8 protein-coding genes and 3 rRNA genes are annotated in these 12,440 nt (G+C 64.2%); 6 read left to right on the forward strand and 5 right to left on the reverse strand.

Annotated elements, in window-relative coordinates:
- Nucleotides 1-4: 4 nt before the first annotated feature.
- From pstC to HD596_RS06405, 4 genes are read left to right on the forward strand one after another with little or no spacing between them, the layout of a single operon-like run.
- Complete coding sequence (gene pstC, locus HD596_RS06390) at nt 5-985, forward strand: phosphate ABC transporter permease subunit PstC (RefSeq protein WP_185068383.1); 981 nt, start codon at nt 5-7, stop codon at nt 983-985.
- Entirely contained in the window at nt 982-1,857 is an 876-nt protein-coding gene (gene pstA / locus HD596_RS06395; protein WP_185068384.1) for a phosphate ABC transporter permease PstA, read from the forward strand. Before pstC ends, pstA begins: the two co-directional genes overlap by 4 nt.
- Nucleotides 1,858-1,872: 15 nt before the next feature.
- Nucleotides 1,873-2,649 carry a phosphate ABC transporter ATP-binding protein PstB gene (pstB, locus tag HD596_RS06400; protein ID WP_185068385.1) on the forward strand — a complete coding sequence of 259 codons (777 nt, stop codon included), beginning with the start codon at nt 1,873-1,875 and terminating at the stop codon, nt 2,647-2,649.
- Nucleotides 2,649-3,374 (forward strand): response regulator transcription factor, encoded by a 726-nt coding sequence (locus HD596_RS06405; RefSeq protein ID WP_185068386.1) that lies wholly within the window; start codon nt 2,649-2,651, stop codon nt 3,372-3,374. Before pstB ends, HD596_RS06405 begins: the two co-directional genes overlap by 1 nt.
- Here HD596_RS06405 and HD596_RS06410 read toward each other — a convergent pair.
- Both HD596_RS06410 and HD596_RS06415 read right to left on the reverse strand, forming a co-directional pair.
- Nucleotides 3,343-4,275 carry a serine hydrolase gene (locus tag HD596_RS06410; protein WP_185068387.1) on the reverse strand — a complete coding sequence of 311 codons (933 nt, stop codon included), beginning with the start codon at nt 4,273-4,275 and terminating at the stop codon, nt 3,343-3,345. The two genes, HD596_RS06405 and HD596_RS06410, sit on opposite strands and share 32 nt — an antisense overlap.
- Before the next feature lie 33 nt (nt 4,276-4,308).
- Entirely contained in the window at nt 4,309-5,196 is an 888-nt protein-coding gene (locus tag HD596_RS06415; protein WP_185068388.1) for a phenylalanine 4-monooxygenase, read from the reverse strand.
- 127 nt (nt 5,197-5,323) lie between these two features.
- On the opposite strand from HD596_RS06415, the gene HD596_RS06420 reads away from it, so the two are divergent.
- Both HD596_RS06420 and HD596_RS06425 read left to right on the forward strand, forming a co-directional pair.
- Nucleotides 5,324-5,776, forward strand: coding sequence for an Lrp/AsnC family transcriptional regulator (locus HD596_RS06420; protein ID WP_185068389.1), 453 nt, complete (start codon nt 5,324-5,326; stop codon nt 5,774-5,776).
- Between the two features lie 36 nt (nt 5,777-5,812).
- Nucleotides 5,813-6,808, forward strand: coding sequence for a YncE family protein (locus HD596_RS06425; protein WP_185068390.1), 996 nt, complete (start codon nt 5,813-5,815; stop codon nt 6,806-6,808).
- Between the two features lie 55 nt (nt 6,809-6,863).
- Here the strand turns inward: HD596_RS06425 and rrf are convergent.
- From rrf to HD596_RS06440, 3 genes are all read right to left on the reverse strand, one after another.
- Nucleotides 6,864-6,980, reverse strand: a 5S ribosomal RNA gene (rrf, locus tag HD596_RS06430).
- Nucleotides 6,981-7,053: 73 nt separating this feature from the next.
- A 23S ribosomal RNA gene (locus tag HD596_RS06435) occupies nt 7,054-10,155 on the reverse strand.
- A 297-nt stretch (nt 10,156-10,452) separates the two neighbouring features.
- A 16S ribosomal RNA gene (locus tag HD596_RS06440) occupies nt 10,453-11,972 on the reverse strand.
- Together the 16S, 23S and 5S rRNA genes form the textbook arrangement of a ribosomal RNA operon.
- Nucleotides 11,973-12,440: the final 468 nt, after the last annotated feature.

Here is a 12,440-nt window from a genome sequence, read left to right on the forward strand (position 1 = left end):
ATCGATGGCCACGAATCTGAAGACCCGTGACGGCGGACCGGCCATGAGCCGGTCCGCCTCGCGGCGCAGCCATGGTGAAGGCCCCTTCCGATTCCTCTCCACGGCGGCGGGCGTCCTCCTGCTGGCGATCATGGCGGCCATCGCCGTGTTCCTCATCAGCGAGGCCATCCCCGCCCTGCAGGCGAACAAGGCGTCCTTCTTCACCGAGCTGACCTGGGACCCCAACGGCCAGAAGGTGTTCGGCATCGGCGCCCTGGCGTTCGGGACCGTCCTCAGCTCGACACTCGCGCTCGTCATCGCCACCCCGATCGCGGTCGGCGTCGCGCTGTTCATCTCCCACTACGCGCCCCGCCGCCTGGCCTCAGGGCTCGGCTACCTGGTCGACCTGCTCGCCGCCGTGCCCAGTGTGGTCTACGGCCTGTGGGGCCTGGCGTTCCTGGTGCCGCTGATCCGAGAGCCGTCCCAGTGGCTCAACGAGACCTTCGGCTGGTTCCCGCTGTTCGCCGGGGAAGGCGCCATCGGCGGCAAGACCATGCTCGCGGGCTCGATCGTGCTGGCGATCATGATCCTGCCGATCATCGCGGCGATCTCGCGCGAGGTGTTCCTCCAGGCGCCGAAGATGAACGAAGAGGCGGCCCTGGCCCTCGGCGCCACCCGCTGGGAGATGATCAGGATGGCCGTGCTGCCGTTCGGCCGCCCGGGCGTCATCAGCGCCGCCATGCTCGGCCTCGGCCGCGCCATGGGCGAGACTATCGCGGTCGCGCTGATCTTCCCCGCGACCTTCGACATCACCTTCGAGATCCTCACGCCCCACGCCAACAGCATCGCGGCGAACATCGCCAACGGCTTCGGCGAGGCGACCCAGATCGGCCGCGGGGCGCTGATCGCCTCCGGCCTGGTGCTGTTCATCATCACGCTGCTGGTGAACATGGGAGCGCGCCTGATCATCAACCGCCGCAAAGAGTACTCGAGGGCCGGCGCATGACGACTATCCAGCACATCTCGACCAGCCGCCGGGTCAAGGACAAGATCGTCCAGGGGCTGGTCTACCTGGCGTTCGGGCTGGCCGTGGTGCCGCTCGTCTCGGTGCTCTGGCTGGTCATCTCCAACGGCCTGGCCCGGTTCGACCTCGAGTTCCTGACCCACTCGATGCGCGGCATCGGCGCCCGCGACGCGGGCGGCGGCGCGTACCACGCGATCATCGGGACGCTGGAGCAGGTCCTGCTCGCCTCGGCCATCTCGGTCCCCATCGGCCTGCTCACCGCGATCTACCTGGTCGAGTACGGCAACGGTGGCCGGCTGAGCCGGTCGATCAGCTTCTTCGTGGACGTCATGACCGGCATTCCGTCGGTCGTCTCCGGCCTGTTCGTCTTCGCGTTCTGGATCCTCTTCCTGGGCTTCCAGTTCTCCGGCTGGGCGGGCGCGATCGCGCTGTCGATCCTGATGATGCCGACGGTGGTCAGATCCGCCGAGGAAATGCTCCGGCTGGTGCCCAACGACCTGCGAGAGGCCTCGTACGCGCTGGGTGTGGCCAAGTGGCGCACGATCATGAAGGTCGTGCTGCCGACGGCGTTCACCGGCATCGTCACCGGCGTCATGCTGGCCGTGGCCCGCGTCGCCGGCGAGACCGCGCCGCTGCTGATGACGGTGTTCTTCACCAACTCCATCAACAACGATCCGTTCTCCGGGCCGCAGATGGGCCTGCCGCTCTTCGTGTTCGACCAGGCGGCCCGTCCCAACGACACCGCCATCGACCGGGCGTGGACCGGCGCCCTCACGCTCATCCTGATCGTCATGCTGCTCAACCTGGTGGCGCGCCTGATCGCCTGGTGGCGCTCGCCCGCCAGGGGCCGATAGGGGGTTACCGCCGTAATGTCCAAGCAGATCCAGGTCTCGGGTCTCGACGCGTACTACGGGTCGCACAAGGCGATCGAGGACGTGTCGATGACCATCGAACCGCGTTCGATCACCGCCTTCATCGGCCCGTCCGGGTGCGGGAAGTCGACGTTCCTGCGCACGCTCAACCGCATGCACGAAGTGATCCCGGGCGCCCGCGTGGAGGGCAAGGTCCTGCTCGACGGCGAGGACCTGTACGGCCCGACCGTCGCGCCCGTCTCGGTGCGCCGGATGATCGGCATGGTCTTCCAGCGTCCCAACCCGTTCCCGACGATGTCGATCTACGAGAACGTGGCCGCCGGCCTCAAGCTCAACGGCCGGGTCGCCAAGTCGCAGCTCGACGGGATCGTGGAGGAGTCGCTCAAGGGCGCCAACCTCTGGAACGAGGTCAAGGACCGCCTCAACAAGCCGGGCGCCGGCCTGTCGGGCGGTCAGCAGCAGCGCCTCTGCATCGCCCGCGCCATCGCGGTCAAGCCGCAGGTCCTGCTGATGGACGAGCCGTGCTCGGCGCTCGACCCGATCTCCACGCTGGCCATCGAGGACCTGATGGCCAAGCTCAAGGACGAGTACACGATCGTCATCGTCACCCACAACATGCAGCAGGCCGCCCGGGTCAGCGACAGGACCGCGTTCTTCAACCTCGCTGAGCAGGGCAAGCCCGGCAAGGTGATCGAGATGGACGAGACGTCCCGCATGTTCACCAACCCGTCCCAGAAGGCAACAGAGGATTACATCACGGGGCGCTTCGGCTGATGACCCAACAGCAGGCGGCATCCACGGTGTTCGGGGACGCGCGGACGAAGCCCGTACTGCTCATCGCCGACCCCGACGGCGCGGTCGTGGAAGACCTCGCCACGGCGCTCGAACGGGAGGGCGTGTCCGTCACCGGCACGCCCGACGGGGCGCAGGGCCTCCTCCAGGCAGGGGCCCTGCAGCCTGACGTGGTGCTCGTCTCGGCCACACTTCCGGTCATAGACGCGGTGGAATTCGTCCGCGCGGTACGGCTGGCGCGCGCCGTACCCGTCCTGCTCGGCGTCGGCGAGGGCCACGCCGAGCAGGCGGTACGCGCGCTCGCCGCCGGCGCGGCCGCCTGCGTGGCCAGGCCCTACCGGGTGGCCGAGCTGCTGCCCTTCATCCAGGCGGCCTCGCCCGGCGCGCGCCAGGTGCTCGCGGTGGGCGGGGTCGAGCTGGACGTGCAGGCCTACCAGGTACGGGTGGGCGGGCGAGCGGTCCACCTGCCCCTGCGGGAGTTCGAATTACTGCATTACCTGATGCGCAACGCCGATCGCACGGTGACCCGCGAGCAGATCATGCGCCACGTGTGGCACGCCGCGGCCAACACCTCGACGAACACGATCGCGGTGCACGTCAAACGCCTGCGCGCCCGGCTGGGCGACGAGGACGACCAGCTCATCCAGACCGTCCGGGGCGTCGGCTACCGCCTGGTCACGCCGGGCACTTCCGGAAGTCCTGCATGATCCGCTTCGTCACGCCTTCGACCGTCGCTATGCCGTACCCCACCTCGGGACTTCCCTCGGTGAGTACGGCAACGGCGTAGTCGTGGCCGTCGCCCCGGATCAGGCCCACGCTGACCGTGGCCCAGAGCTTGTTCGAGACGTGCTTGAGCCAGCCGTTCTTCAGCGCCACGCGGTCGTCCGCGCACGCGGCGGCGCTGATGCCCCAGTTCTGGCCCGCCACGACGTGACCCATGAGCTTCAGCACCTGGTCGCGGTCCTTGGCCTTCAGCGGGCTCCTGCCGGACACCAGGGCCCGGATGAGGCGGATCTGGTCGTCTGCCGACGTTCGGGTGATTCCCCAGCAATACAGGTCCACGCACTCGCCTGGGACGCCCTGGGTGTGTTTCAGGCCGAGCTTCCTGCCCGCCGTGGTGAAGCCGGGCGCGCCGCCGATGCGTGACCAGAGGCGGTCGGCGGCGTGGTTGTCGCTGTAGCGGATCATGATGTCGGCGTCGTGCCGGACAGCCGCCGGCAGCTTCTTCCACGAGGTCCGCAGCAGCAGCGCCATGAGGATCTGCACCTTGGCCGTGCTGGCGGTGATCAGGCGCTCGCCCGGGTGGTAGCGGTAGAGCCGGCCGGTCGTCAGGTCCTTGACCATGGCGGTGACCTGCCCGGACCGGCCCGCGAGGTAGCGGTCGAGCCGCCTGCCGATCCGCTCGGCGCGGATCGGCGCCAGGTTCTCCTCGGCCGAGATCTGCTCCAGCCGCGCCCCGAGGGCCACCTCCCGTACGCCCAGGACCGTTTCCCGCCGGGCGGGCGGGGGCGGCTGCGCCCCGACTCGGGCGGGCGTCGGTAAGAGAGCTGTGAGCAGGGCGAGGGCGATGACCGCTCGTGGTATCGCCTGGCCGCGGCCCGCGGTCATTGACGCATTATCACGAAAAATCGTGACAGGCCGCTAGACGGCCGCGGCGGCCAATTTCGCGATCGACTCGTCGTCGCAGGTGGCCCAGAAGTCCCCCACGACGTCCTCCAGGTGCTGGAGGGAGTCCGCCCGGAACAGCACGTCCTGATATTTCGTGATGTCGTAGTGAGTCGTCCCCATGGCGGACAGGTCCAGCGGCCTGATGTCCATGCCGCGGAACTCCTCGATCTCCCCGTACGACGAGAGGATCCCCGCCCCGTACGCCCTGAGCTCGCCCCCTTCCGCCATGACCCCGAACTCCAGCGTGAACCAGAAGACCTTCGACACGAACTCCAGCGCCTCCTCCGACTCCACCCGCCGCGCGGCCTGCCCCGCCAGGCGGTATAGGGCCGCGTACCGGGGGGCGGCCAGCGCGTTGGCGTGGCCGATCACCTCGTGGATGACGTCGGGCTCCGGCGTGTAGAAGGGCACGGAGTGGTGGCGGATGTACTGCGTCGAGTGGAAGAACCCGTCGGCCAGCACCCCGTAGAAGTCGCGCAGCGGCACCAGCCCGGCGGCGGGCAGATACCGGAACCCGGTCAGCGGCTCCAGCAGCCGTGAGACCTCTTCGAGCTGCGGGATCCGCTCCTTCGGCAGCCCCAGGCGCGCGGCGCCCTCCAGGTACTCGGCGGTGGCGTACTTGGCGTGCTTGACCGCCAGCTCCCTGGTGACCAGGGCCCAGACCTCGTGCTCCCGCGCCGTGTACTCGGCCGCCGGAATGGGCGTCCCCCGGCGGTGGTTGACGGCCAGCCCCGCGATCGCGTTCCGCCGCGCCCGGTAGACCTCGTCCGCGAACCCCGGGTGGGACGCGGCCAGCTCCACCACCACCGACCCGTCCTCCTGGGCCGAGACAGGGGCGAAGTACTGTGCTTCTTCGAACATGCTCCAAATGACAGCAATTCTGGCTTCGCTTGACAATAGCGACCAGTTTTGCTGGGCGATACGCTTGATTCCGCCTTCCGAAACCCACATCTTCTGCTCGAATCGCACAGTCCAGGGAGGGTCCGCCATGGACGACCTCGACGCCAGGTTGCTCGTGACCATGCGCGCCCATCCCCGCGTCGGCCTGACGGAGCTGGCCCGGCTCCTGGGGGTGGCGCGCGGGACCGTACAGGCCCGGGTGGAGAAGCTGACGGCGAGAGGCGTGATCGAGGACTTCGGCCCGACCGTGTCACCGGCCGGCGCCGGCCACCCCATCCTGGCGTTCGTGTGGCTGCAGATCGCCCAGGGGCGGCTGGCGGAGGCGGTCGAGGCGCTGCGCGCCGTACCGCAGATCCTGGAGGTGCACGGCACCAGCGGCCAGCACGACCTGCTGTGCCGGGTGGTCGCGCACACCACCGACCACCTGCAGGAGATCATCGCCAGCATCCTGGCGTCCCCGGCGGTGCAGCGCACGGACACGACCATCGCCCTGTCCACCCAGATCCCCTATCGCATCGAGCCCCTCCTCGAAAACCGCTAGGACCTCGCCGGCATCCAACCTGATGGAGGGGGTGCCATGAGGAAGTTCGTAGTGATCGCAGCCGTGGTGGCGGCCTGCGCGGCCCTGGTCCCCGCGTGGACCGCCGTCCGCGCGCCGGGCCAGCGGCCCCGCCCGGCCCCGGCTCCTGGCGAGGCTGCTGCCTACGCGTACCTGTGCGACAACGCTAACGATGAGGGGCCGCACGAAGAGTGCGCCCACTGGTTCGTGGTGACGTCCGGCGGGAGGACGTGGCAGCTCACGGACGCGGTGGAGCGGGGCCACGTGGACCTCACCGCGGACGGCCGCTACCTGGCCTACCAGCGGGCCGGCGACGGCCGCCTCGTGGTCCGCGACCTGGTGGGAGGAACGGTCCGTGCGATCCAGGAGGCCGCACCCGGGGTGGACGGGGACCGGCTCGCGTACCGTCCCGTGCTGCTGGGCAAGGGGCGCTGGCTGTACGTGGACTACGCGGCGGGCTGGGACGGCGTGGCCGAGCCTCCGAGCTTCGTCGCGGACGTGGCCACCGGCCGCACGGTGTGGCGGCTGCCCAGGGGCTCCTGGCTGGGCGGGCTGGACGACGACGGATCGAGGCTCATAGTCGAGGACGACAAGTCGTTCTCGGTCATGGACGCCTCCGGGACCACCACGAGGCCGCTGCCGGCCCGCCTCCGCGCCGTCGAGGCGACCGGCTCCCTGACCCCGGACGGGACGGGCCAGGCCGCGCAGGTCGTCTCCAGGAACTTCCCGGCGGGCGGCGCCGACCTCCGCCCGGCCCGGCTGGTCACCATCGACACCGGGACCGGAAAGGCACTCCATGACGTACGCCTTGCGCTTCCGCTGAAGGACAGGGCGAGCAGGTGCGACGTCAGCGGGTGGGCGGGCACGCGGGAGGTCCTGCTGAGATGCGGGACGGGCGAGCCGTTCCACGAAATCGTCTTCCGCGTGGACACCCGCACGGGGCACCACACCAAGGCGGGAGAGACGCGGCCGCCCAGGTCACACCTGTTCGAGCTGGTGTGGGCGGCGGATTAGCCCGCAAACGAGAAATGGCCCCACGCACCGGCGTGGGGCCATTTCTATAAAGATTGTCCGGCGGCGACCTACTCTCCCACACCCTCCCGAGTGCAGTACCATCGGCGCAGAGAAGCTTAACTTCCGGGTTCGGAATGTAACCGGGTGTTTCCTTCCCGCCATAACCGCCGTAACCCTACGAAACAGCCGCTTGCTGTCTCAGAATCACATAATGGACGCGAGCAACGACTCAGAAAGTCTGCTTTGTGGTCAAGTCCTCGGCCTATTAGTACCGGTCAGCTCCACACGTTACCGCGCTTCCACCTCCGGCCTATCAACCCGGTCGTCTACCGGGAGCCTTACCCCCTCACAGGGTGGGAGACCTCATCTCAAGGCAAGCTTCCCGCTTAGATGCTTTCAGCGGTTATCCCTCCCGAACGTAGCCAACCAGCCGTGCACCTGGCGGTACAACTGGCACACCAGAGGTTCGTCCGTCCCGGTCCTCTCGTACTAGGGACAGCCCCTTTCAAGTCTCCTGCGCGCGCAGCGGATAGGGACCGAACTGTCTCGCGACGTTCTAAACCCAGCTCGCGTACCGCTTTAATGGGCGAACAGCCCAACCCTTGGGACCTACTCCAGCCCCAGGATGCGACGAGCCGACATCGAGGTGCCAAACCATCCCGTCGATATGGACTCTTGGGGAAGATCAGCCTGTTATCCCCGGGGTACCTTTTAGCCGTTGAGCGACACCGCTTCCACACGCCGATGCCGGATCACTAGTCCCAGCTTTCGCTCCTGCTCGACCCGTCAGTCTCACAGTCAAGCTCCCTTGTGCACTTACACTCAACACCTGATTGCCAACCAGGCTGAGGGAACCTTTGGGCGCCTCCGTTACCCTTTGGGAGGCAACCGCCCCAGTTAAACTACCCACCAGACACTGTCCCCGATCCGGATCACGGACCAGAGTTAGACATCCAAAACGACCAGAGTGGTATTTCACCAATGACTCCACCCGAACTAGCGTCCGAGCTTCCCAGTCTCCCACCTATCCTACACAAGCCGTTCCAAACACCAATGTCAAGCTGTAGTGAAGGTCCCGGGGTCTTTCCGTCCTGCTGCGCGAAACGAGCATCTTTACTCGTACTGCAATTTCACCGGGTCTGCGGTTGAGACAGCGGGGAAGTCGTTACGCCATTCGTGCAGGTCGGAACTTACCCGACAAGGAATTTCGCTACCTTAGGATGGTTATAGTTACCACCGCCGTTTACCGGCGCTTAAGTTCTCACCTTCGCCAGCCGAAACTGACTAAGCGGTCCCCTTAACGTTCCGGCACCGGGCAGGCGTCAGTCCGTATACATCGTCTTACGACTTCGCACGGACCTGTGTTTTTAGTAAACAGTCGCTTCCCCCTGGCCACTGCGACCCCCACCAGCTCCGAGTGCAAAACCCATCACCAGCAGAGGTCCCCCTTCTCCCGAAGTTACGGGGGCAATTTGCCGAGTTCCTTAACCACAGTTCACCCGATCGCCTTAGTATTCTCTACCTGACCACCTGAGTCGGTTTAGGGTACGGGCCGCCACAACACTCGCTAGAGGCTTTTCTCGGCAGCATAGGATCATCCACTTCACCACAATCGGCTCGGCATCACATCTCAGGATATATGCGAGGCGGATTTGCCTACCTCACTCCCTACATGCTTACCCCAGGACAACCATCGCCTGGGCTGGACTACCTTCCTGCGTCACCCCATCGCTTACCTACTACCCGATCGGATCGAGCGTTCACTCTGACCCCAAGCCCGAAGGCCCGAGCGAGCTAAGGACTCTTAGCATCACGAGGTTCGATATGGGCGCGTTGAAGCGGGTACGGGAATATCAACCCGTTGTCCATCGACTACGCCTGTCGGCCTCGCCTTAGGTCCCGACTTACCCTGGGCGGATTAGCCTGCCCCAGGAACCCTTGGTCATCCGGCGCGAGGGTTTCTCACCCTCGATTCGCTACTCATGCCTGCATTCTCACTCGCACAGCCTCCACAACTAGATCACTCTGCTGCTTCACCGGCTGCACGACGCTCCCCTACCCACCAACAACTAACGCTGTCAGTGCCACGACTTCGGCGGTGTACTTGAGCCCCGCTACATTGTCGGCGCAGAATCACTTGACCAGTGAGCTATTACGCACTCTTTCAAGGGTGGCTGCTTCTAAGCCAACCTCCTGGTTGTCTCTGCGACTCCACATCCTTTCCCACTTAGCACACGCTTAGGGGCCTTAGTCGGTGATCTGGGCTGTTTCCCTCTCGACTACGAACCTTATCGCCCGCAGTCTCACTGCCACGCTCTCACTTACCGGCATTCGGAGTTTGGCTGACGTCAGTAACCTTGTCGGGCCCATCGGCCATCCAGTGCTCTACCTCCGGCAAGAAACACGCGACGCTGCACCTAAATGCATTTCGGGGAGAACCAGCTATCACGGAGTTTGATTGGCCTTTCACCCCTACACACAGATCATCCCCCAGGTTTTCAACCCTGGTGGGTTCGGTCCTCCACCCAGTCTTACCTGAGCTTCAACCTGCCCATGCGTAGATCACTCCGCTTCGGGTCTACAGCATGCGACTCAACGCCCTATTCAGACTCGCTTTCGCTACGGCTCCCCCACACGGGTTAACCTCGCCACACACCATAACTCGCAGGCTCATTCTTCAAAAGGCACGCAGTCACATCACACAGAAGCAAGCTTCTGTAAGCTCCTACGGCTTGTAGGCACACGGTTTCAGGTACTATTTCACGACCCCTCACCGGGGCACTTTTCACCTTTCCCTCACGGTACTCGTGCACTATCGGTCACCAGGGAGTATTTAGGCTTACCAGGTGGTCCTGGCAGATTCACACAGGATTTCTCGAGCCCCGTGCTACTTGGGATCCCCTCAAGGAGTCCATCCGATTTCGTCTACCCGGCTCTCACGGTCTACGGCGCCCCTTCCCAGAGGCTTCAACTATCAGAAGGATTTATCACTCCTCGAAGCAGCGGCAGCCACTCCAAGAGGGTCCCACGACCCCGGACATGCAACGCCTGCCGGCTATCACACACGCCCGGTTTAGCCTCATCCGCTTTCGCTCACCACTACTCACGGAATCACTCTTGTTTTCTCTTCCTACGGGTACTGAGATGTTTCACTTCCCCGCGTTACCACCAACCGCCCTATACATTCAGGCGGAGGCAACACCACATGACTGGTGCTAGGTTTCCCCATTCGGACATCCCCGGATCAACGTCTGGTTGGCGACTCCCCGAGGCTTAACGCAGCCTCCCACGTCCTTCATCGGCTCCTGATGCCAAGGCATCCACCGTGTGCCCTAAAAAACTTGGCCACAAAGATGCTCGCGTCCACTATGCAAATCTCAAACAACAAACAGCAACCGCATCCAAGCCCGGGAAACCCCGAACCCTTCAGCGGCCCTGTACTCCAGAAGAACCGAACACGCATGCCCGTTTCCTCAGGACCCAACAGTGTGTCCGACACCCCACGATCGCGGTACCAACGTTCCCACTCCCCGAAGGGCGGTACTAGCCAGCCGTTGACCCTGCTGTGCCGAGTAGCCAGTGCTCCACTAGTGAGCTGTCACCCCACCACACACTCGGTGGTGACGGGTGAAGATGCTCCTTAGAAAGGAGGTGATCCAGCCGCACCTTCCGGTACGGCTACCTTGTTACGACTTCGTCCCAATCGCCAGCCCCACCTTCGACCGCTCCCCCCACAAGTGGTTGGGCCACGGGCTTCGGGTGTTGCCGACTTTCGTGACGTGACGGGCGGTGTGTACAAGGCCCGGGAACGTATTCACCGCAGCATTGCTGATCTGCGATTACTAGCGACTCCGACTTCATGGGGTCGAGTTGCAGACCCCAATCCGAACTGAGACCGGCTTTTAGGGATTCGCTCCACCTCACGGTATCGCAACCCTCTGTACCGGCCATTGTAGCATGTTTGCAGCCCAAGACATAAGGGGCATGATGACTTGACGTCATCCCCACCTTCCTCCGAGTTGACCCCGGCAGTCCCCCATGAGTCCCCACCACCCCGAAGGGCGTGCTGGCAACATGGAGCAAGGGTTGCGCTCGTTGCGGGACTTAACCCAACATCTCACGACACGAGCTGACGACAGCCATGCACCACCTGTCACCCAGTCCGAAGAGGCGCCTGTCTCCAGGCGTTTCCGGGTGATGTCAAACCTTGGTAAGGTTCTTCGCGTTGCGTCGAATTAAGCAACATGCTCCGCCGCTTGTGCGGGCCCCCGTCAATTCCTTTGAGTTTTAGCCTTGCGGCCGTACTCCCCAGGCGGGGCGCTTAATGCGTTAGCTCCGGCACGGAGATCGTGGAAGATCCCCACACCTAGCGCCCAACGTTTACAGCGTGGACTACCAGGGTATCTAATCCTGTTCGCTCCCCACGCTTTCGCTCCTCAGCGTCAGGTAAGGCCCAGCAAGCCGCCTTCGCCACCGGTGTTCCTCCTGATATCTGCGCATTTCACCGCTACACCAGGAATTCCACTTGCCCCTACCTACCTCTAGCCGACCCGTATCCACCGCAGACCCGCAGTTAAGCTGCGGGCTTTCACGGCAGACGCGACCAGCCACCTACGAGCTCTTTACGCCCAATAATTCCGGACAACGCTTGCGCCCTACGTATTACCGCGGCTGCTGGCACGTAGTTAGCCGGCGCTTCTTCTGCAGGTACACGTCAACTTCGTCCCTGCTGAAAGAGGTTTACAACCCGAAGGCCGTCATCCCCCACGCGGCGTCGCTGCGTCAGGCTTCCGCCCATTGCGCAATATTCCCCACTGCTGCCTCCCGTAGGAGTCTGGGCCGTGTCTCAGTCCCAGTGTGGCCGGTCGCCCTCTCAGGCCGGCTACCCGTCGTCGCCTTGGTAGGCCACTACCCCACCAACAAGCTGATAGGCCGCGAGCCCATCCCCAACCGAAAAAACTTTCCACCACCACCCGATGCCGGGGGCGGTCGTATCCGGTATTAGACCCAGTTTCCCGGGCTTATCCCAGAGTCAGGGGCAGGTTGCTCACGTGTTACTCACCCGTTCGCCGCTCGAGTACCCCGAAGGGCCTTTCCGCTCGACTTGCATGTGTTAAGCACGCCGCCAGCGTTCGTCCTGAGCCAGGATCAAACTCTCCAAACAATGTCTCTTCGTCTGGATTGTGAATCCAAGCAATTTCCGTCAATCATGACGGGGATATGCATGTAAATCATGCACTGGCTTTTAACACACTGTTGAGTTCTCAAGAAACGGACGCGTACTTCCTCACTCAAGACCGTTCCGGTCTTTCGCTCGGAGGCGTTCATTTCGTTGTGTCTTTATTCTTTCAGCCGTTCAAGTCCCTGTCAAATTGACCCGACTCGCTCGACTTGCTGGAATTAAGACCTGCCCCGCTTCCGGGACAACCCCTCTAACTTACCAGGCGATCCGAACCGATGCGAATCCACCGGAGGACGACCCTGGAAGTAAGTGGGATTTGCCGGGCATCTCCGGGAGTCTCTGTGGACCCCCTCGGCCGCCCTGCGCGAAGCAACTCTAGCAGCCCGACGCACCCACTTCGCGCCACTCAGGTAATCGCGTGGTTCTTCCCTCACCACGCAACGCCCAAAC

The sequence above is a fragment of the Nonomuraea jabiensis genome (genome assembly GCF_014204795.1).
GTDB classification, from domain to species: Bacteria; Actinomycetota; Actinomycetes; order Streptosporangiales; family Streptosporangiaceae; genus Nonomuraea; species Nonomuraea jabiensis.

Coding starts and splice junctions, on each gene's coding strand:
- pstC (WP_185068383.1), top strand. CDS start 5: ATGGCCACGAATCTGAAGACCCGTGACGGCGGACCGGCCATGAGCCGG.
- pstA (WP_185068384.1), top strand. CDS start 982: ATGACGACTATCCAGCACATCTCGACCAGCCGCCGGGTCAAGGACAAG.
- pstB (WP_185068385.1), top strand. CDS start 1,873: ATGTCCAAGCAGATCCAGGTCTCGGGTCTCGACGCGTACTACGGGTCG.
- HD596_RS06405 (WP_185068386.1), top strand. CDS start 2,649: ATGACCCAACAGCAGGCGGCATCCACGGTGTTCGGGGACGCGCGGACG.
- HD596_RS06410 (WP_185068387.1), bottom strand. CDS start 4,275: ATGACCGCGGGCCGCGGCCAGGCGATACCACGAGCGGTCATCGCCCTC.
- HD596_RS06415 (WP_185068388.1), bottom strand. CDS start 5,196: ATGTTCGAAGAAGCACAGTACTTCGCCCCTGTCTCGGCCCAGGAGGAC.
- HD596_RS06420 (WP_185068389.1), top strand. CDS start 5,324: ATGGACGACCTCGACGCCAGGTTGCTCGTGACCATGCGCGCCCATCCC.
- HD596_RS06425 (WP_185068390.1), top strand. CDS start 5,813: ATGAGGAAGTTCGTAGTGATCGCAGCCGTGGTGGCGGCCTGCGCGGCC.